Consider the following 19824-nt stretch of genomic DNA (forward strand, 5'->3'; position numbering starts at 1 on the left):
CGGGTGCGGTTCAGCCCGCATCCGTAGCCAGTATATGCGCCTGCCGCTGGCGTTTCTGTTCCAGCACTTTGTCCACGCATTGATTCTCGTCTTTCAGAATGACCACACACTCCAGGCACTGGATGCATTCGTTGTAATCGATCCGGCCATCTTTTCGGATGGCATTGATACCGCAACTGTTCTTGCAGTGCTGGCAGGGCTTGCCGCAAAGTTCTACCCGGTCAAGCCAACTGAACAGGCGTAGCTTGCCCAGAACCGCCAGTCCTGCTCCAAGCGGGCATAGATAGCGACAGTAGAACTTGTGGATGAACATACCCACCACCAGCAGGCCAACGGCGTAGACCACGAAAGGCCAATAGCGTACGAAGAAGAGTGTGATGCCGGTTTTGAACGGTTCCACTTCCACCAGCTTCTCCGCCAGTTCCAGCGAATAAAATGCCGTTCCCACCAGCATCAGAAGTATCGGGTATTTCAGAAGAATCAGCCGACGGTGCCATTTCTCCGGCACCTTCACCTGGCGGAACTTCAGTTTCTCACCCAGCCAGGCCGCCATCTCCTGCAGCGCGCCAAAGGGGCATAGCCAGCCACAGAACAGACCGCGCCCCCAGACAAACAGGCTGATGAACGTGTAGATCCAGAGGATGAACAACACCGGGTCCATCAGGAACACGTTCAGGGAAAAGCCATCCCAGATAGCGAGGAACAGGGTGTAGACATTCACTACCGAAAGCTGCCCCTGAGCATAGAAGCCGATAAAAAACAGGGTGAAGAAAAGAAAGCCCCAGCGGAAGCGGTGTACCAGTTTCGGGTATCGGCTCAGGGCGCGCTGGCGTGCGAAGAACACTGTCAGCAGGATGAGGCTGAGGACCAATAGGGATATGGTCAGCCATCGTTCCTTCCATAACCCGATCCACACCGGTTGGCGACGGTCTTCTGGCCGGGGTGCCACCTCGACGGCTTCGAACAGGTCCTGGGCAAAGGCCACCGGGATCTCCAGCTCGGCGCTGTCGGCGACCAGGTGATTCTTCCGCAGCGTGACGCTCAGTTTCAGGGTCGATTCGGCCCCGGGATTGAACCCCGCATTACCGCCGACCCGGAAAAGGGTTGTCCGGGCCAACTCTGGCATGCCGTTGGCATCAATATGGATGTTCTGGTCGAATACGTTGATGTCGCGAATGTCCAGCGACAGGTTGTTTTGCTGCAGTCCCAGGCGTTCGGGAGAGCTGCCGGGTGTGAAATCATCGGGCAGGTGCGGGTATAGGCCACGGGACATGACCGCCAGTATCTGGGCGTCCGGCCCGGTTCTCTTTATCAGCCGCTCGAACCCCTCATCTCCCAGGAGATTGCGGCCGACCATCGGTGCGTTGATGTAGCCGAAAAACAGTTCGGTGAACGGCTCGCCCGGTTCTGGTTGCGGTGCCTCGGGATAATCGCCCAGCGGAGATCCCAGCATTTCTTCAATCTCGGACGGGCTGATCCGCCAATGGCCTATGTACCCCCGGTCAACCAATTGCGCCCAGGAAAGCGGTTGATAGAGATCTGGTTTCGCCCGGGTCGGCGCTTCCTGAGTAAATCCGGCGAGTTTTTTTCGAGCCACCTTGAGAGCCGATGACAGGACGGTGTCGTTGATGATCAGCACTGACACCGTGGCCTTGCTCACGCCGTCAAAATGCACCACGTTGCCATCCGGGTTTTTGCCGCTGCGGGAGCCCGATGTGTCTATAACAATCTGCTCGGTGAGTGAGCGGCCCTCGTACTGATCGATGAACTCGAACAGGGGCTCTTCGCCAAGTCCGTGAAGAAACACCGGTTCATGATGGTTGAGAATGCGAATGCCGGTAAAGCGCCCGCGACTATCGAGCCCGATCAGCATGTTGACGGGTTTCCCGGCAAAGCCCTGGAGAGGGCTGATTTCACGGGATTCGTAGGCGTAGCCGATCAGCTCCTGGAGTTGGTACACGGGGTACACCGGGTAGTCCGGCAACCGGTCACGAATGTCCGTTGCCTTGGGGAACAGTTCCTGGATTAACGCGTGCTTCTCGTCGTCCAGAGCGCTGTACGCCGCCAGGGGAAAACAGACTAGGACCAACAGCAGCAGCAGCAACAACCGCCCGGGCATGGTGTCTCTCCATCGATTTATTGTTGTTGGTCAGATCCATGCTAGAGATTTGCCATGCCGGCACAATGAGACCTCCGGGCCGGGCAGGTGCTACTTTGTGAGGAGGAGAGGAGGGGGCAGGAGAAGCGCAGAAGCCGATCAGTTCAGGCGAATCACTCTCCCCATTAAACGCCGCCAGTCGATGGGCAGTCGGTTTTCCAGCTCCACCAGGGTGGGGTCTTTGGTGTGCAGGGCCTCAAAGGGACGCTTGCTGGCGAAGATTACTGTGTTGTTGGTTTTACTCTTGAACAGCAGCAGCACCGCAAACCCGGCGCGAAGCTGGTGGAACAATGGGCCGTTGATGTCCGGTGTGCGGTGATAGTTGATGGCGAGCCAGCCGCTGTCGCCGAGTACCCGGCTGCATTGTCTGATAAACTCGCGCTGGGCCTGAGCCGGGCTCATGCGGTCGGAGTTGTACATATCGGCCAGGATGAGGTCGCTGCTACCGTCCGGCGCTTTGCCGAGGGCGTCCCTGGCATCGCCGATGGTCATCGTCAGGTTGGCGGAATGCGGCAGGCTGAAGTATTCGCGGGCTACCTCCAGCACCCGGGGCCGCAGTTCCACGGCATGCACCTGGCATTCCGGCAAGAGGTGCAACAACGCACTGGCCATCACGCCGCCGCCCAGGCCCAGAACCGTGGCGTGTGCGGGCTGCGCAAAGGCTACGGGCAATAGCATCGCGCGGCTGTACTCGTGAACGGGAAGGTGGGGTCTGCGGCGGTCTATCTTGCTTTGCTCAAACACCGAATCAAAGGTCATCACCCGATGTTTGCGATAGTCGACCACCAGAATGCCACCGAGTGCGTCCCGGGTGTAATGGATAATCTCGCCCTTCACGGTGGCGTCCCTTGTCTGATCGCTGCGCCGTTATTCTGGGCATTTATCCGCCGCTTCTCAAGCCATGCATCAGAGCCGGAGGCTGTGAGCTCATGACGATGGAAGTCTTCAACGCCCTGGCCTGTCCATTGGACGGCGAGCCCCTGAGCCAGTCCGATACCTGCTGGCGTTGCCCGGCTGGCCATAGTTTTGATGTTGCGCGCCAGGGCTATCTGCACTTGCTGCCGGTCCAGAAGAAGCGCTCGCTGGACCCGGGTGATAGCAAGGACATGGTGGCGGCGCGCCGGCGCTTTCTGAATGCCGGTTTCTATCAGCCCATTGCAGAGGCTGTGGGCAAAGCGGTGACAACCAGCACAGGCGATACCAAACCACTGGCGTGTCTCGACGCCGGTTGTGGTGAAGGCTATTACCTCCGACAACTGGCCGCGTCGAACATGGACATGTCCCTTGCGCTGGTGGGGGTCGATATCTCCAAGTGGGCGACCCTGGCTGCCGCGAAGCAGGATAAGCGGCCCCGTTGGCTGGTCGGCAGTAACGCCAATCTGCCGGTATTGAACGGCACCCTCGATTGCGTGCTCTGCCTGTTTGGCTTTCCCGTCTACCGTGAGTTTGCCCGTGTGCTCAAACCCGGCGGCACAGTGATCCAGGCCGACGCCGGCCCTGACCATCTGCGAGAGCTGCGGGAGATTATCTATCCGTCACTCAAGCCCGAGAAACCGCCGATGGCGGAGGTGCCGGACGGGTTTTCGGACTTGGGCACAGAAACGGTTCGCTATTCACTGACTCTGGAAAGTCAGGACGCTATTGCCGACCTGCTGGCGATGACGCCGCATTTTTACCGGGCGCCGGCGGAGGGGCGGGCTCGTGCCGAGACACTTGAAACCTTGACGGTGACGGTCGAAGTCAAACTGAGGCGTTTTGTTCGCGATTCAGCCGCTACGACGACAACGCCCCGATAGCCTCGTTCGCTCCCATGGTCCGGGCCAGATCCTCTGCTGATTGCCCCTCCTCATCCTTAAGCGACTTTTCCGCTCCCGCTTCGAGCAAACGCTCAATCATATCCACCCGATTGAACATGGCGGCGACCATCAGCGGCGTTTTGGCGCCTGCCGGGCGGTGATCAACGACGGCTCCGGAGGTCAGCAGCAGGTCTACAATGTCGGTATCGCCCTGATACACCGCGCTGGCCAGAGGCGTTTGTAGCTGGTCGTTGGCCAGGTTGGGGTCGGCACCCTGTTCCAGCAGCAGGCGGACTGTGTCCTTGTGGCCGTTACCGCAGGCCAGCATCAGCAGGCTGTCGCCGGTGTTGGTGCGGATGTCCACGGGTACGCCGGCATTAAGCATCACGCTGAGCGGGCCGGCACCGCCGTTCCGGGCCAGTTCGAACAACCCCTGGGCGAAGGCAATGGCGTCCTCGTCCTGCTGGTTATCGGGGTTCTGGGGGCTGGTTGGCTTGTCCTGGCTCATGGTCTTCCTCTGGTTTCATAGCGTCTATCGGGCAACCGTAACACGCCTGAAGCTGGCCAAGAATTGGACTTGGGTACGGTATGGATCTGGACAGACCCACGATGCCACTGTTAAAACCGTGCTATCAGGTAAGCAAAACCATCAAGGGTACAGGAGAACACGATTGTGAAAATCAAGGTTCGAGGTATTGAAGAAGGCCAACCGGTGCCGGAGAAGTTTGCGTTCGGTGTTTACAGCGAACAGGATCACATGAGCTTTGGCCCCAACCGCAATCCGGAAGTGACCTGGGATGAGGTGCCTGAAGGTACCAAAAGTTTTGTGGTGATGATGTTTGATCCCGACGTGCCCAGCGTTGCGGATGATGTTAACCAGGAAGGCAAGACCGTTTCGAAGGACATTCCTCGGGTGGATTTTTTCCACTGGCTGCTGGTGGATGTGCCGGCCTCGGTTTCCCGTATTCCGGAAGGCGAGGACAGTGACGGTGTGATCCCCAAGGGTAAGGAGCCCGGCCCGGGACCAATTGGTATCCGTGGGGTGAACAACTACACCCAGTTCCTCGCTGGCAACCCCGACATGGCAGGAACCTATGCTGGCCATGACGGCCCGTGTCCGCCCTGGAACGATGAGATCCTCCACCATTACCACTACGAGGTGCACGCTCTGGATGTGGAGAGCCTGGGCCTGGATGGTGAGTTCGACGGTGCCGCCGTTCGTGAGGCCATGGCAGGCCATGTTCTGGCCAGTGCCCGGGTGACTGGTACTTACACGCTGAACCCGGATCTTCGTTGAGCCGGATCGTCGTTGAGACAGGGAAACTCTGATTTCCTGCCTGCGTTATTGCTGAAACCGTCCTGTGACGGTTTCGGTCCTTTCTTTGTGATCCCTTCCAGCCCCTTCGGACAGTAGTTGCTCAAAACTGGTAATGGAGCCGGGGCTATCCGGTTCATAGCCGGGAAGGTGCCTGATCCGATCAATAAAGGCCTGCGAGCGCATCAGCTCGACCAGATGCGACAGGTTGGCCTGGCTCAGGCGTTCTTCGTGGCAAAGCAACAGGTAGTGCTCGCTGGCCATCTCCACGAAATCAAGGTTGAACTGGCTGGCAGCCGCTTCCACGCCGAAGCCTACATCCGCCATTCCCGACGCCACAAAGGCGGCGACGGCTGTGTGGGTAAACTCGTGCTGCGGCGAGCGGTTGATGCTCTTTTCAGTGAGTCCCGCCTGACGGAGCAGAAGGTTGAACAGGATGCGGGTGCCGGAATGGCGATCACGGCCGATGAAGCGGAGCCCGGAAGCGGCCAGTTCCGACAGGTTATGGATCTTCACCGGGGCGTCTTTGCGCATCATCAAACCTTCACGCCGAGTGACAAATCGGATCAACCGGAACCGGTGTCCGGTCAGTAGATGTTGATAATGGGCCATGATTTCCCGGGCCCGCTGTGGGCAGGTGGGAAAGTGAAAGCTGGCCAGGTCACATTCGCCACGGTTCAGCGCGTTCAGGGCCTCCTCGGGGTTGCGGTACTGGAGGTTGATTTCAACCTGATCAGAGAACTCGGGGAGCAGAGCTACTGCATACCCATGGCTTGCATGAAGGCGAAGGACAGGATGCTCGCCGGCCAGCAATTGCTGGATCTGGTCGTTAAATTCAGACGCCATGCTGTCGATCTGAGGCCCGAGCCGGGCTTTGACCCGCTGATCCGCCCACAGCAGTTTCTCACCCAGGGCGGACAGCTCAGTGCCATGACCCTTGCGCATAATCACCAGTGGCATTCCGAAGACGTTGGTGCTGCGATTGAGCAGGTTCCAGGCGTGGCGGTAAGACACGCCGGCCGCCTCTGCCGCTGCGGTCAGTTTGCCGCTGTCGCGGATCGTTTCGAGCAGGCGGAATAATACCGGCTCGAACAGCTCATCGGTATCGGTTCGGAAGACCCAGGCAGGGGAAATGGACAGCCTCTTCTTATGCATTTCTATTCATATTCCGTCGGCGATGATGGAGTGTTAGCGTGTTTCTATAGCTGCTCAGATACTGTAACAGAACAAAAAATAATAGGAACAAACATGCATATGTCAGAGGTGAATCAGCAACCACTTGGCGCCATGGACTACGCCAGCGACTGGACACCTGACATGGTTCGGGACGAAGTGGACGCCCTGAAACGCAAGCCTGGCGCCCTGCTCCCCATCCTGCACGCCGTGCAGAACCGCATTGGTTTCATTCCCGAGGGCGCCGTGGCCATCATCGCCGAGGCGATGCAACAGACCCGTGCCGAAGTCCATGGCGTGATCAGCTTCTACCATCATTTTCGTACTCATCCGGTGGGTAGCAAGGTGATTCACGTGTGTCGCGCCGAGGCCTGTCAGGCCATGGGTGGACGTATGCTTGAAGCGCATATCAAGGACCGCCTGGGGGTGGATTATCACGGTACCTCTGCGGACAACGAGTTTACCCTCGAGCCTGTCTACTGCCTGGGCAACTGTGCCTGTGCCCCTTCCATCCGCGTGAATGACGATATCCACGGCCGCATGACGCCGCAGAAGTTTGACCGTCTGGCGGACAAACTCACCACGTCCGCGCTGGACATCCGGTAATCACGGAGCATTGATCATGGCAACCAAAATCTACGTGCCCTGCGATACCACCGCCCTGTCCATGGGGGCGGATGACGTGGCGGGACTGATAGAACACTACGCCCGAGTTCGGGGTGTGGATATTGAGTTGGTCCGCAATGGCTCCCGGGGGCTGTTCTGGCTGGAGCCGCTGGTGGAAGTTGAAACCAGCGCGGGTCGGATTGGTTACGGTCCGGTGGAGCCGGATGACGTTCAGGGCTTGGTAGAGGCCGGGCTGTTTGATGGTGCATCCGACCACCCTCTGTTTCTTGGCTCGGTGGCCGATATTCCCTATCTCAAGCGCCAACAACGCCTGACCTTTTCCCGTATTGGCATCACCGATCCACTGTCGATTGCCGATTACCGGGCCCATGGCGGATTTGAAGGACTGGAAACGGCGATCAGCCTGGAGCCTCAAGGCATTGTTGACGAGGTCAAAACCTCCGGCCTGCGCGGTCGTGGTGGTGCCGCCTTCCCCACCGGCATCAAGTGGCAGACGGTGCACGATGAGCCCTGGCAGCAGCAGAAGTACATTGTCTGCAACGCCGATGAGGGCGATTCCGGCACCTTCGCCGACCGGCTGGTGATGGAATGCGACCCCTACATGCTGATTGAAGGCATGACCATTGCGGGGCTGGCGGTGGGGGCGACCCAGGGATTCATTTATCTGCGCTCGGAATACCCGGTGGCGCACCGCATTCTGAATGAAGCGATCCGCCGTGCCGAAGCCGAAGGCTATCTGGGCCAGGATGTCCGTGGCAGCGGTTGTGCCTTCCATCTGGAAGTGCGGCTGGCGGCGGGCGCCTACATCTGTGGTGAGGAAACCTCTCTGCTGGAAAGCCTGGAAGGCAAGCGTGGCCTGGTTCGCGCCAAGCCGCCCCTGCCTGCGATCAAGGGGCTATTCGGCCAGCCAACGGTGGTCAATAACGTACTGTCGTTTGCCGCGGTACCGTTCATTCTGGCTCAGGGTGGCCAGGCTTATGCGAACTATGGGATGGGAAAGTCACGGGGCACGCTGCCAATCCAGTTGGCGGGCAACATTCGCCAGGGCGGTGTGATTGAACTTGCCTTCGGGGTCAGCCTGAAGGAAATCCTGGAAGACTTTGGCGGCGGCACCTTCTCAGGCCGACCCATGAAAGCCGTCCAGGTGGGTGGCCCGCTGATGGCCTATATGCCGGAAAGCCAGTGGGATACGCCCATGGATTACGAGGCCTTCGGCCAACTCGGTGCGGGCATCGGCCATGGCGGCGTGGTGGTCTTTGATGACACCGTGGATATGGGCGAGCAGGCCCGGTTCGCCATGGAGTTCTGCACCGTGGAGTCTTGCGGCAAATGCACGCCCTGCCGGATCGGATCAGTGCGTGGTGTCGAGGTGATTGACCGGATACGAGCCGGCGAGAATCGCGACGCCAACCTGGTTCTGCTGGAGGAACTGTGCGAGACCATGGTGGATGGTTCCTTATGTGCCATGGGCGGTATGACCCCGTTCCCGGTGCAGAGTGTGATGACACATTTTCCGGACGACCTGACGGCCTGACCGACGCGAATGGAGGCACTACCCATGTTGCAATATTTCGATCCCGGCACGGTTAATCGAGGCACAGGCGGCCTGAACCCCAATACCGACTATGGTACGCCGGCCAGCACATCCGAAACCCTGGTCAGCCTGTCCATCGATGGCACCGATATCGCTGTGCCTGAGGGCACCTCGGTGCTGCGGGCAGCCACCCTGGCAGGGATCAACATCCCCAAGCTGTGTGCGTCCGACAACCTCGAAGCCTTTGGCTCCTGCCGCCTGTGTGCCGTGGAAATCGAGGGCCGCCGGGGCTATCCCGCATCCTGTACCACACCGGTCGCCGAAGGCATGTCGGTTACCACCCAGACCGGCAAACTGGCGAAGCTGCGTCGCAACATCATGGAGCTGTACATTTCCGACCACCCGCTGGACTGCCTGACCTGCCCGGCCAATGGCGACTGTGAACTGCAGGATGTCGCCGGCGCCGTGGGCCTGCGAGAGGTGCGTTACGGCTTTGAGGGTGAAAACCACCTGGACGCCGAGGTGGACGACTCCAACCCCTATTTCAGCTTCGACCCCAGCAAGTGCATTGTTTGCTCCCGCTGCGTGCGCGCCTGTGAAGAAGTGCAGGGCACCTTTGCCCTGACCATTGACGGCCGTGGCTTCGACTCCAAGGTGTCTGCCGGCCAGAACGATCCGTTCATGGATTCCGAGTGCGTGTCCTGCGGTGCCTGCGTACAGGCCTGCCCTACCTCCACATTGATGGAAAAGAGCGTGATCGACGCCGGCCAGCCCGAGCACAGCGTGGTCACCACCTGCGCTTATTGCGGCGTGGGCTGCTCGTTCAAGGCGGAAATGAAAGGCGACCAGCTGGTGCGCATGGTTCCCTACAAGGGTGGCGATGCCAACCACGGTCACTCCTGCGTGAAAGGGCGGTTTGCCTTCGGCTATGCCACCCATAAGGACCGCATCAAGGAGCCGATGATCCGGGACTCCATCAATGACCCCTGGGAAGTGGTGTCCTGGGACGAGGCCATCGAGTTCTCCGCCAGGAAACTCAAGGACACCCAGGCCAGATACGGCCGGGAAAGCATCGGTGGTATCACCTCCTCACGCTGCACCAATGAGGAAACCTATCTGGTGCAGAAGCTGATCCGCGCCGCGTTCGGTAACAACAATACCGACACCTGTGCCCGCGTCTGCCACTCTCCGACCGGCTTTGGCCTGAAGACCACCATGGGGGAGTCCGCAGGGACTCAGACTTTCGATTCAGTGATGAAGGCCGACACCATGATTGTGATCGGTGCCAACCCCACCGACGCCCACCCGGTGTTCGCCTCCCAGATGCGCAAGCGTCTGCGCCAGGGCGCGAAGCTGATCGTGATTGATCCGCGCCGCATCGACCTGCTGAAAACACCCCACGGCACCGAAGGCATTCACCTGCCGCTCCGCCCGGGTACCAACGTGGCGATGATCAACGCCCTGGCCCATGTGATTGTGACTGAGGGCCTGGAAGACAAAACCTTCATCGAAAGCCGGTGTGAGCCCAAGCAGTACAACCAGTGGCGGGCGTTCATTGCCGAGGAGCGACACTCTCCGGAAGCCCTCGAGGCGGTCACTGGAGTGTCGGCCGACCTGGTGCGCCAGGCCGCGCGGGCCTATGGCGAAGCGGGCAATGGCGCCATCTATTATGGCCTCGGTGTCACCGAGCACAGCCAGGGCTCCACCATGGTGATGGGCATTGCTAACCTGGCCATGGCCACCGGCAACATTGGCCGTGAAGGGGTGGGGGTGAATCCGCTGCGGGGCCAGAACAACGTTCAGGGTTCCTGTGACATGGGCTCCTTTCCCCATGAGCTGCCGGGCTACCAGCATGTGGGCGATCCGGCAGTCCGGGCCAGGTTTCAGGACGCCTGGAATGTGGTCATCGACGACGAGCCGGGCTTGCGAATTCCCAACATGTTTGATGCCGCCATCGCTGGCAGCTTCAAGGCTATGTATGTGCAGGGCGAGGATATTGCCCAGTCCGACCCCAATACCCAGCATGTGGAAGCCGCGCTCAGCTCGCTGGATTGCCTGATTGTGCAGGACATCTTCCTGAACGAAACTGCCAAATACGCCCACGTGTTACTGCCGGGGTCTACCTTCCTGGAGAAGAACGGCACCTTCACCAACGCCGAGCGCCGCATTAACCGGGTGCGTAAGGTGATGGCGCCGGTGGCGGGCATGGAAGACTGGGAAGTCACCATGGCGTTGTCGAACGCGCTGGGCTATCCGATGCAATACAGCCATCCGTCCGAAATCATGGATGAAATCGCCCGGCTGACGCCGACCTTCACCGGTGTCAGTTACGACAAGCTGGATGAGCTGGGCAGCATTCAGTGGCCCTGCAACGATGAGCATCCGGACGGCACGCCGACCATGCACACTCTCGACTTTCCGATCGGCAAGGGCAAGTTTGCGGTCACCGAGTATGTCGCCAGTGAGGAAAAAACCAATCGCAAGTTCCCGCTGTTGCTGACCACCGGTCGCATCCTGAGCCAATACAATGTTGGTGCTCAGACCCGGCGCACCGAAAACAGCCAGTGGCATCAGGAGGACGTGCTGGAGGTTCATCCCAGCGATGCCGAACTCCGGGGTATCCGCGAGGGCGACTGGCTGGGCATCACCAGCCGCGTGGGCCAGACGGTACTGCGGGCAAGAATCAGCGATCGCATGTTGCCAGGAGTGGTCTACACCACCTTCCACCATCCCGGCAGTGGCGCCAACGTGATCACCACCGACAGCTCCGACTGGGCCACCAACTGCCCGGAATACAAGGTCACCGCCGTGCAGGTGGAGAAGGTTTCGCAGCCGTCAGAATGGCAGCGCCATTTCGAGCGATTAGACCGGCGCCAGCAAGGGCTGTTGGAACCGTCGGCCAGCCACGTGGAGCAACCCGATGCCTCGTCACTCAAGTAATTCGGAAAGGGCAGTCATGCCCGCGATGGGGCCGGCTCCAGAGAAGGGCGCATCAGCATCCTGTGACCTCCCGGTAGAGGTTCGTGGGGGCGTTGAGGGTGCGCCGGGTAAGGATGTTGTGGCCGAAGAAGTGCCGGTGGCAATGGTCTACAACGGCATATCCCATGCTGTAATGATGGCGTCGCCTTGTGATCTGGAGGATTTTGCACTGGGTTTCAGCCTGACCGAAGGCATCATCGACAGTCCCGGGCAGCTGTTTCATCTGGAGGTGAATGCTGTCGACGAAGGCATTTCCATCGAGATGCACATCGCCGGCGATTGTTTTGCCCGGTTGCGCCAACAGCGACGGAATATGACCGGTCGAACCGGCTGCGGGCTATGCGGCACTGAATCCCTGGCCCATGCGGTCCGGGCGATCCGCCGCGTGCCGCTTCGCCCGGTGCCGGGTGATGAAGAGGTGCAGCAGGCTCTGAGCAATCTTCGGCACTACCAGCCCCTGCAGGAACAGACCGGCGCCACCCACGGTGCCGCCTGGTGCAATAATCAGGGCCGTATCGAGCTGGTTCGGGAAGATGTCGGCCGTCATAACGCGCTCGATAAACTGATTGGTGCACGGATACGGAAGGATGGCGAGTTGGCCTTTGCTGATGGCTTCGCACTGGTTTCCAGCCGCGCCAGCTTCGAAATGGTGCAGAAAAGTGCGAGTGTTGGTATCGGTTGCCTGGTGGCTGTCTCAGCGGCCACGGCACTGGCGGTCCGGGAAGCGCGAAAGGCCGGCATGACCCTGATTGGTTTTGCCCGCCCCGGGCGGCATGTCATCTACTATCGGGCCGACAGCCAATCTTCTGAGGAACGTGAGGATGAGTGATCAGCAGCTGCAGAATCTGATCAAGATGATCAATCAGATCAGCGATAACAACCTCCATCACGGTGATGAAGGGGAAGCGGCGGAGGTGGTCGCCACCCACATCAGGAAGTTTTGGGCCCGGAGTATGAAGCAGCAGATCAGCGATTACGCAACGTCGGACGGCACGGAGTTGAATACCGTTTCCCGGCTGGCGGTCAAACGCCTCTCAGCGTGAGGATTGTAGTTTTGATTTAGACAATGAGAATTGTTAGCATTTGCGCCTCATTAACATGAGGTAATGCCTTCTATCCACCAGGGTGTTGGCAAAATGCATTAACCATTCGAGATTTGTCTATGAAAACTCCGGAGTCACGTCCCCTGCTGCTGGCGCTGGCCATAGCGGCTGTTCACGGCCCTGCACTGGCGCAATCTTCCTCCAGCGCCCAGTCCGGCGACAACGCCAAAGCGTTGCCTGACCTGGTGATTACCGCCACCCGCAACAAAAGCACAGCGGGAGAGACTCCGCAGAAGACCACCATTATTTCCCGCGAGCAGATTGAGCAACAGCAGGCGATTTCCAATGACCCCGGCGAGGTGCTGAGCAACCTGATTCCTTCCTACTCTCCGGGCCGCCAGAAACTGTCCAACGCCGGTGAAACCTTCCGGGGTCGTTCGCCCCTGTTCCTGGTGGACGGTGTGCCGCAGAGTAATCCACTGCGAGACAGTGCACGGGACAGCTACACCATTGATCTGGACATGGTCGAGCGTATCGAGGTGATCCACGGTGCCAGTGCCGAGCACGGTTTGGGTGCGACGGGCGGCATCATCAATTTTGTAACCCGCAGACCCGACAGCGGGGAGATTTCCCAGTCTGTGTCGGCAAGCGTGACCAGTGACGACAACGTGGATTCCGATGGCCAGGGTTACAAGGTGGGCTACAGAATCAGCGGTCAGCAGGGCCGTTGGGACTATCTTCTGGGCGGGAACATCCAGGAGCGCGGCGTGTTCTACGACGGTGAGGACCGCCTGATCGGTGTGGCCTATCCTGGTGAGCTTCAGAACACCGAAAGCTATGACGTGCTGGCCAAGCTGGGTTACTGGCTGGACGACGATCAGAACGTGGAGTTTTTCATCAACCGTTTTCAACTGGAAGGCAAAGGCGGTTACGTACCGGTACCCGGCGACCGCGACAACGGAGTACCCACAACCGCAAGTCCAGGCATCATTGATGGGGAACCCGGAGAGAATGAGGTCACCACCGCCCGTCTTTCATACTCGCACGGCGATTGGCTGGGCAACCAGGTGGATACCCAGCTATACAGCCAGACCTTCAGGGCCCGGTTTGCCACCACGCCGTTCTTCCCCTACGTGGACGCCAATGGCAACGATCAACTCGACCAGACCCGCAATGAATCCGACAAGGTGGGCGCCAAGTTCACCCTCACCCGCGACGGCCTGCTGAACGACTACCTGACTCTGACAACGGGGCTGGATGTTCTTCAGGATGAAACCCGCCAGACGCTGGTGGAAACCGGGCGTACCTACGTGCCCAAATCGCAGTTTCGCAACTACGCTGCTTTTCTGCAGGGCGATGTTGCGGTCACCGACCGTTTGACCCTGCACACCGGTGTTCGTTATGAGCATGCGGAGCTTAAGGTAGACACCTACAACACCATCGACCGCAGCAATGTCACCCAGGACAACGTCACCGTCCAGGGCGGTAACCCTGACTTCAACGAAACCCTGTTTAATGCCGGTGTGGTTTTTCAGGCGACTGACAATCTGCAACTGTTTGCCAATTACTCAGAAGGTTTTGGTATGCCAGATGTCGGCCGTGTGCTGAGGGGAATCGGTGATTCTGGACAGGATGTCGATAATCTGTTGGTTCTGGAGCCGATCATCACCGATAACCGTGAGATCGGTGGTCGTTTCGACTGGGACCGTTATCACCTGGAGGTGAGTTACTACCAGTCAGATTCGGACTTTGGCGAGCGCTTGACCGAGGAGGATGGCACCTGGGTCGGTAACCGGGAAAAAACCGAGATCCAGGGTGTGGAGGTCACTGCCGATGCGGACCTGAACGACGCGCATAACCTGGCATTTTCCTACACCTATGCCGATGGTGAATCCGACACCGACGGTGATGGCGATGTAGACACGGAGCTGAGCGGCATCAATATTGCGCCGGAAACCCTGCGGCTCAGCTGGTCAGCTGCCTGGACGAAGACGCTGTCGAGTCACCTTCAGTACAGCCAGTTCCTGGACCGCGACATCGAAGGGGATGACCTGGACTTCGATGGTTACGGATTGCTGGATGGCTCTGTGGCTTATCGGACCGGCGCCGGAAAGCTGTCCCTGGGTATCGAGAACCTGCTGGACAAGGACTACTTCACGTACTACTCCCAGTCTGCCCGGGCCAGTGATGAGTACTATTTCCAGGGCCGTGGCCGCACCATCACCCTTGGTTATCAGCTCGACTTCTGATCAGTCGGTATTCCACAGTCCGGGGCCACAGTGCTCCGGACTTTGCCCTTACCCCAGTTCCCGCCTGAGCCGGTAAAGCAGGTACACGAAGAAGGGCGCGCCGATACCTGCAACAAAAATGCCTGCCGGTAAATCCCGGGGTATGAAGGCAACCCGACCAACCCAGTCTGCATAGAGAAGAATCAATGCACCGATCAGTGCAGCGATGGGCAACAGCCCCGTGTGGCCACTGTTGACCAGCCGTCGCGCCATGTGCGGCGCAATCAGGCCGATGAACCCGACCGCACCGGCGTAGGCCACTGCTGAGCCAGCGAGTGCCACTGCCAGCATCAGGAACAGCAGACGATGGCCTTGCAGGGCGCTACCCAGCCCCACCGCCATATCTTCCCCCATGGACTGTGCATCGAGGTGTCTCAGTTTTATCAGCGCAAGGGGCCAGCACACCATCAGCCAGGGTGCCAGGGCAGTGACATCGTGCCACTGCGAGGCGTAGAGGCTGCCAGTGAGCCAGATATAAGCATTCATCGCGGTGGCATCGGGGCTCAGCACCAGTAGCAAGGTGGTCACGGCGGTCAGCCCGGCTGCCAACCCGACGCCCACCAGTACCAGCCTGGCGGGGCTGATACCCCGGTGCCAGGCCAGAGCTGTAATGCTCAGGGCCACGACAAAGGCGCCCCCCATGGCGACGGGTGCCAGTAGCAGCGAGGTTCCGGTGACGCCCCCGAGCCAGAGAAAGAGCACCGCTGCGGCTGACGCCCCACTGGTGATGCCAATGACATCCGGTGATGCCAGCGGGTTTCTCACCAGGCCTTGCAGAATGAGCCCGGCCGAGCCCAGAGCAGCGCCCACCAGGATGGCCATGAGTATTCTGGGCAGTCGAATTTCCAGGACAATCAGTGCCAGCTCGGACTGGCTCGGGGCGACCAGTGTGCCGAGTACATCTGTAACCGAGGTGGGATGGCTGCCGGACGTAAGCGCGAGAACACTACTGGCGGCCAGTAATACCGCCAGAACACCCGTGACCACAAGAACCCTGGTATTGAGTTTGATCGACCAGCGGTCATTGCGGGAGCGAAGAATCAGGGGTCGGCTCATGACACCTTCCTCACATGTCGGGCGAGGTGGAGGAACAGCGGTGTGCCCAACAGCGCTGTCATGACCCCCACGGGAATCTCCTGGGGTGGTATAACCAGTCTGGCGATGGTGTCGGCAGCCAGCAGCAGCGTGGCTCCGATAATGGCCGACAGGGGGAGCAGCCAGCGGTGATCCGTGCCAAAGAGCCCCCTGGCCACGTGTGGCACGATCAGACCGACAAAGCCAATCAGCCCTGCCATGGCCACAGAGGTGCCAGCCAGTACGATCACCACAAGGCCGATCAACAGTCGTACCTGCCCCACCCTTAAACCCAGGCCGCGGATGACCTCATCGTCCAGCCCTAGCAGGTTCAGTTGCCGGGACAACAGCAACGCCAGAATCAGCGCTCCGCCAAAGAGTGGCAGCAATGGCAGGGTTGCATCCAGTTCGCGCCCCGAAACCGAGCCCGCCAACCAGAACAGGATGCTTTCGAAGCGGTCCTGATTGAGGATCAGCAATCCCTGGGCAAAGGACACGAACAGCGCTGTAATCGCGACGCCGGCGAGCACTGTGCGTACGGGGGAAACACCGCGCCCGGCTTCCTGCCCCAGGAAGTACACCAGGGCGGCGGCCGTGGCCGCGCCCGCAAAGGCGGCCCACACCAGTTGCGACGGCGAGGTCAGCGAAAACAGTGTGGCGCCGACGACAACGAAAAACATGGCGCCGGCATTGATGCCAAGAATACCGGGTGATGCCAGTGGGTTGCGGGTCAGCGTCTGCATCAGCGCCCCGGCAATGGCCAGGCCAGCCCCCACGATCACTGAGGTCACGGTGCGCGAAAAGCGTTCGGAGTGAATGACCAGATGCTCGAGGGATCCGGGGTCGTAGTCCGTCAGGCTATTGATCAGCATCTCCAGCGACACAGGAGTGTGGCCGAATATCAGGCTCGATACCGTGGCTGATAGCAGAAGACCGAGACAAACCAGGGTCCCCAGCGTTCTTGCCTGTGGGGTGGTCAGCATTGAATGCACCCCCGGTGTTCTGGCTGATGGAGATCGTAGTGCTGGTAGAGTTCGTCCAGCATCCGGTTGGCGGCGATGATGCCAGCGCCCATATTCCAGGTGACCGGGTCCACCTGATAGACGTCGTTATGCCGCACGGCTTTCAGGTTTTTCCAAAGGGGGTGGCTGGACCAGGTGTTGAACGTGCGCTGAACGGCGGGGTCGTCCTCCATGAAGATGAAGACGGCCTCGGCATCCATGGCCGGGATGCTTTCCTGGCTGGTGAGTTTTATGCCCCAGCTTTCCTGGCGATGGGGCGCAGGCGCGGTGAAGCCAAGCTCGTCCAGCACGGAGCGGGCGAAACCGCCATAGTAAATGCGGGCATGGTCGGCCCGAAAACTCAGAATTGCGACCTCCTGGGGCCACTGTTCCCCCAGCTTTTGGCGGATACGGGCTCTGAAATCTTCGACCCGCTCTTGCCAGTGAGTTAGCAGTTCCTCACCTCGAGCGGTGCGGCCGGTGGCCTTTGCCATTAGCGTAAGCAGCGCCTTGAAGTCGTAGACATCGCCCGGTATGACCGTGGGGGCGATGCGCTCCAGCAATGGGTAGATGGTGCGATGCCGGTTCCTGGCGCCGACGATCAGGTCTGGCGACAGCCAGGCGATGCGCTCCAGGTCAGGCTGGGTTTCCAGCCCTAGATAGGTCACGCCCTGAAGGGCTTCACGTAGATACTGATACATCGGCTTTTCGGTCCAGGATTCCACCACGCCTATGGGTTTGATCCCAAGAGCCACAGCGGTATCGGTGGCGCCCTGATACAGAGAGACAACGCGATCAGGATGGCCAGCGATGGTTGCCTCACCAAGGGCATGCTCCACGGTGGTTACCGGGGTAGTTGCAATGGCAGCGATGGCAGCGGGGGATTGAAAGAGACAGGTAACGATCAGCAGAAAGCTGGCGTAGCGATGCATGGTAAATCCGGTTGTTTGGCGAACAGCAACTAGGGGCTGATTTGATGGTGCCGATTTGATAATGAGAATGGGAGATAATATCATCCGACTTTACTTGAAAGCGACGCCAATATGCCCCTGAATCGACATTCCTCATCCCCGGATTACGATGGTCAGCCGCGACTGCGGGGTGAAGCAGTGTGTGCGGGATACGACGGCCGGCAGGTGCTGACGGACGTGGATTTCACGGTGCGCGAGGGCAGTGTCACCGTTCTTTTGGGACCGAATGGCTCGGGCAAATCCACGCTGCTCAAAACATTGGCCCGCACGCTGGCTCCCAGCGCTGGCAACGTGTTTCTCGACGGTAACGATATCCATCGTCAACCCACCCGGACTGTTGCGCAACGGCTCGGAATACTGCCACAGAGCCCCTCCGCACCGGATGGCCTGACCGTCAGGGAGCTGGTGGGACTGGGCCGTTTTCCCTATCAGAGCTTGATGAGTCAGTGGTCCCGACACGACGAAGCCGCCGTTGAGGAGGCCATGAGGGTGGCTGATGTTGCGACGTTTGCAGAGCGGCCGGTAGATGCGCTCAGCGGTGGGCAGCGTCAGCGCTGTTGGATCGCCATGGTGCTGGCCCAGGAAACCGACCTGCTTCTGCTCGACGAACCCACCACGTTTCTGGATCTGAAGGTGCAGGTGGACCTGTTGGAACTGCTGGTATCCCTGGCTCACAAGCAGGGCCGGACCCTGCTGGTTGTGCTCCACGACCTCAACCTGGCGGCGGCCTACGCCGACCGGCTGGTGATGATGAAGGCGGGCAGGATTCTGCACGATGGCCCGCCGGAGACTGTGTTTACCGCTGATAACCTCAAGCAGGTATTTGATCTTGATGCTCAGGTTATCCGTGAACCTTTGGCTGGCCGGCCAGTTTGTGTGCCGGTAAAACGGACCGTGGCAGAGACCGCCTCTTTCGCCTCGTCGGTGGCAACGGTATGAATGCCTCCGCCCATCGGTTCTGCGCTGTTGACAGTATTAAGGCCGGCGATCCTCTTGCCGGCACGGCAACCCATGCCGAGAGCAATCTGCTGATCAGTTGGCCGCGGCCAAAGTGGTCGCGAAGCCTGCGAGTCGCCCGTGATATGGATGACGACCTGGCATCACAGATCAACCGTCTTGCGGCCAGCGGGCGGCGGGTGAACCTGATTGACCAACGCGGTCGCCCGGCGTTCAGTCACCGGCTTTACCTGTTGCCGGAAGGCCTTAGCTTTGATGTTGAGCGGAGCGACTTGCCGGCGTTTCTGGATGCCCTGGCGGCGGGTAATGACCTGAGCGGCTGGAACAGTGAGGCAATGACAGGCTCCCTGGTGCTGTGTTGCACCCATGGCCGCAAGGACAAGTGCTGCGCCAAGTTTGGGTATGCGACCTATCAGGAGCTCTCCAGTACTGTCACAGACCGGGATCTCCCGTTCGAGGTCTGGGAAAGTTCTCATCTGGGGGGGTGTCGGCTTGCGGCAAGCATCATGGTGTTCCCGGCTATGCGCAAATACGGCCGGGTTGAGCAGGAACAGGTACTGCCTTTCCTGCAGCATGAGGCGGACGGCCTTCCCTACCTGCCCTGTTATCGCGGCCAGTCCCTGCTAACGCCTGCCCAGCAGTGCGCTGAGATATCCGCCCTGGAGTGGCTTGAGAACAGAAACGTCCATGCGGAACTGTCGGTCGGTCCGGAGGTTGCCTGCCATGACAGCAAGGAGGTTACGGTACAGGTGAGCTGGGTTTCGAAGGGTAATTCCGGGGCCCTGACAGCCCGGTGCGGCAAGATGGAGGTCATGCGTGTGGATACCTGTGCGGACCTGGATGAAGGTCCTACGGCGTCTGCTTGCTGGGTGGTAAAAGACATAAGGCCGCTTTGAGCGGCCTTATGT

At 59.7% G+C, this 19824-nt stretch carries 17 protein-coding genes; 10 read left to right on the forward strand and 7 right to left on the reverse strand.

The features are described 5' to 3' along the window. Positions 1-10: 10 nt before the first annotated feature. Positions 11-2119: a 4Fe-4S binding protein gene (locus tag AC0B60_RS04845; protein ID WP_465084475.1), complete on the reverse strand. Its 2109-nt coding sequence runs from the start codon at positions 2117-2119 to the stop codon at positions 11-13. A gap of 138 nt (positions 2120-2257) precedes the next feature. Next, complete coding sequence (locus tag AC0B60_RS04850) at positions 2258-2995, reverse strand: spermidine synthase (protein ID WP_465084477.1); 738 nt, start codon at positions 2993-2995, stop codon at positions 2258-2260. Between the two features lie 92 nt (positions 2996-3087). Between AC0B60_RS04850 and AC0B60_RS04855 the strand changes: the two genes are divergently transcribed. Beyond that, positions 3088-3954: a putative RNA methyltransferase gene (locus AC0B60_RS04855; RefSeq protein WP_465084478.1), complete on the forward strand. Its 867-nt coding sequence runs from the start codon at positions 3088-3090 to the stop codon at positions 3952-3954. On the opposite strand, the gene AC0B60_RS04860 is transcribed toward AC0B60_RS04855, so the two are convergent. Continuing rightward, positions 3932-4462 (reverse strand): ankyrin repeat domain-containing protein, encoded by a 531-nt coding sequence (locus AC0B60_RS04860; RefSeq protein WP_465084480.1) that lies wholly within the window; start codon positions 4460-4462, stop codon positions 3932-3934. The genes AC0B60_RS04855 and AC0B60_RS04860 overlap by 23 nt on opposite strands. Positions 4463-4627: 165 nt before the next feature. Between AC0B60_RS04860 and AC0B60_RS04865 the strand changes: the two genes are divergently transcribed. Next, entirely contained in the window at positions 4628-5251 is a 624-nt protein-coding gene (locus tag AC0B60_RS04865; RefSeq protein ID WP_465084481.1) for a YbhB/YbcL family Raf kinase inhibitor-like protein, read from the forward strand. Positions 5252-5296: 45 nt separating this feature from the next. Here AC0B60_RS04865 and AC0B60_RS04870 read toward each other — a convergent pair whose 3' ends face one another. Next, positions 5297-6424 (reverse strand): substrate-binding domain-containing protein, encoded by a 1128-nt coding sequence (locus AC0B60_RS04870; protein ID WP_465084483.1) that lies wholly within the window; start codon positions 6422-6424, stop codon positions 5297-5299. A 93-nt stretch (positions 6425-6517) separates the two neighbouring features. Between AC0B60_RS04870 and AC0B60_RS04875 the strand changes: the two genes are divergently transcribed. The 6 genes from AC0B60_RS04875 to AC0B60_RS04900 all read left to right on the forward strand — a co-directional run bounded on the left by AC0B60_RS04875 (position 6518) and on the right by AC0B60_RS04900 (position 14874). Next, the gene (locus AC0B60_RS04875; protein WP_465084484.1) at positions 6518-7048 is read left to right on the forward strand and encodes a formate dehydrogenase subunit gamma; all 531 of its coding nucleotides are present in this window, start codon (positions 6518-6520) and stop codon (positions 7046-7048) included. Between the two features lie 16 nt (positions 7049-7064). After that, complete coding sequence (locus AC0B60_RS04880; protein WP_465084486.1) at positions 7065-8603, forward strand: formate dehydrogenase beta subunit; 1539 nt, start codon at positions 7065-7067, stop codon at positions 8601-8603. Between the two features lie 24 nt (positions 8604-8627). After that, positions 8628-11543, forward strand: a complete 2916-nt coding sequence (fdhF, locus tag AC0B60_RS04885; RefSeq protein WP_465084488.1) for a formate dehydrogenase subunit alpha — start codon at positions 8628-8630, stop codon at positions 11541-11543. Between the two features lie 16 nt (positions 11544-11559). Continuing rightward, positions 11560-12411 carry a formate dehydrogenase accessory sulfurtransferase FdhD gene (gene fdhD / locus AC0B60_RS04890; RefSeq protein ID WP_465084489.1) on the forward strand — a complete coding sequence of 284 codons (852 nt, stop codon included), beginning with the start codon at positions 11560-11562 and terminating at the stop codon, positions 12409-12411. After that, the gene (locus AC0B60_RS04895; protein ID WP_465084491.1) at positions 12404-12625 is read left to right on the forward strand and encodes a formate dehydrogenase subunit delta; all 222 of its coding nucleotides are present in this window, start codon (positions 12404-12406) and stop codon (positions 12623-12625) included. Before fdhD ends, AC0B60_RS04895 begins: the two co-directional genes overlap by 8 nt. Positions 12626-12744: 119 nt before the next feature. Next, positions 12745-14874 carry a TonB-dependent receptor gene (locus AC0B60_RS04900; RefSeq protein WP_465084493.1) on the forward strand — a complete coding sequence of 710 codons (2130 nt, stop codon included), beginning with the start codon at positions 12745-12747 and terminating at the stop codon, positions 14872-14874. A gap of 48 nt (positions 14875-14922) precedes the next feature. Here the strand turns inward: AC0B60_RS04900 and AC0B60_RS04905 are convergent, their stop codons facing one another. Genes AC0B60_RS04905 through AC0B60_RS04915 form a run of 3 tightly spaced genes read right to left on the reverse strand, consistent with a single transcriptional unit; the run spans position 14923 to position 17920 of the window. Beyond that, the gene (locus tag AC0B60_RS04905; protein WP_465084495.1) at positions 14923-15969 is read right to left on the reverse strand and encodes a FecCD family ABC transporter permease; all 1047 of its coding nucleotides are present in this window, start codon (positions 15967-15969) and stop codon (positions 14923-14925) included. Beyond that, positions 15966-16970 carry a FecCD family ABC transporter permease gene (locus AC0B60_RS04910; protein ID WP_465084497.1) on the reverse strand — a complete coding sequence of 335 codons (1005 nt, stop codon included), beginning with the start codon at positions 16968-16970 and terminating at the stop codon, positions 15966-15968. The genes AC0B60_RS04905 and AC0B60_RS04910 overlap by 4 nt, the downstream gene beginning before the upstream one ends. Beyond that, positions 16964-17920, reverse strand: coding sequence for an ABC transporter substrate-binding protein (locus tag AC0B60_RS04915; RefSeq protein ID WP_465084499.1), 957 nt, complete (start codon positions 17918-17920; stop codon positions 16964-16966). The genes AC0B60_RS04910 and AC0B60_RS04915 overlap by 7 nt, the downstream gene beginning before the upstream one ends. A 111-nt stretch (positions 17921-18031) precedes the next feature. Here AC0B60_RS04915 and AC0B60_RS04920 point away from each other — a divergent pair, with 111 nt between their 5' ends. Continuing rightward, positions 18032-18898, forward strand: a complete 867-nt coding sequence (locus AC0B60_RS04920) for an ABC transporter ATP-binding protein (RefSeq protein WP_465084501.1) — start codon at positions 18032-18034, stop codon at positions 18896-18898. Beyond that, positions 18895-19812, forward strand: a complete 918-nt coding sequence (locus AC0B60_RS04925; protein WP_465084503.1) for a sucrase ferredoxin — start codon at positions 18895-18897, stop codon at positions 19810-19812. Before AC0B60_RS04920 ends, AC0B60_RS04925 begins: the two co-directional genes overlap by 4 nt. Positions 19813-19824 lie beyond the last annotated feature (12 nt).

The organism is Marinobacter sp. V34, assembly GCF_055524115.1.

Bases quoted from the DNA above. Each gene is read 5' to 3' on its own strand.
- AC0B60_RS04845 (WP_465084475.1), bottom strand. From the start codon at position 2,119: ATGCCCGGGCGGTTGTTGCTGCTGCTGCTGTTGGTCCTAGTCTGTTTT.
- AC0B60_RS04855 (WP_465084478.1), top strand. From the start codon at position 3,088: ATGACGATGGAAGTCTTCAACGCCCTGGCCTGTCCATTGGACGGCGAG.
- AC0B60_RS04860 (WP_465084480.1), bottom strand. From the start codon at position 4,462: ATGAGCCAGGACAAGCCAACCAGCCCCCAGAACCCCGATAACCAGCAG.
- AC0B60_RS04870 (WP_465084483.1), bottom strand. From the start codon at position 6,424: ATGCATAAGAAGAGGCTGTCCATTTCCCCTGCCTGGGTCTTCCGAACC.
- AC0B60_RS04875 (WP_465084484.1), top strand. From the start codon at position 6,518: ATGCATATGTCAGAGGTGAATCAGCAACCACTTGGCGCCATGGACTAC.
- AC0B60_RS04880 (WP_465084486.1), top strand. From the start codon at position 7,065: ATGGCAACCAAAATCTACGTGCCCTGCGATACCACCGCCCTGTCCATG.
- fdhF (WP_465084488.1), top strand. From the start codon at position 8,628: ATGTTGCAATATTTCGATCCCGGCACGGTTAATCGAGGCACAGGCGGC.
- fdhD (WP_465084489.1), top strand. From the start codon at position 11,560: ATGCCCGCGATGGGGCCGGCTCCAGAGAAGGGCGCATCAGCATCCTGT.
- AC0B60_RS04895 (WP_465084491.1), top strand. From the start codon at position 12,404: ATGAGTGATCAGCAGCTGCAGAATCTGATCAAGATGATCAATCAGATC.
- AC0B60_RS04900 (WP_465084493.1), top strand. From the start codon at position 12,745: ATGAAAACTCCGGAGTCACGTCCCCTGCTGCTGGCGCTGGCCATAGCG.
- AC0B60_RS04905 (WP_465084495.1), bottom strand. From the start codon at position 15,969: ATGAGCCGACCCCTGATTCTTCGCTCCCGCAATGACCGCTGGTCGATC.
- AC0B60_RS04910 (WP_465084497.1), bottom strand. From the start codon at position 16,970: ATGCTGACCACCCCACAGGCAAGAACGCTGGGGACCCTGGTTTGTCTC.
- AC0B60_RS04915 (WP_465084499.1), bottom strand. From the start codon at position 17,920: ATGCATCGCTACGCCAGCTTTCTGCTGATCGTTACCTGTCTCTTTCAA.
- AC0B60_RS04920 (WP_465084501.1), top strand. From the start codon at position 18,032: ATGCCCCTGAATCGACATTCCTCATCCCCGGATTACGATGGTCAGCCG.
- AC0B60_RS04925 (WP_465084503.1), top strand. From the start codon at position 18,895: ATGAATGCCTCCGCCCATCGGTTCTGCGCTGTTGACAGTATTAAGGCC.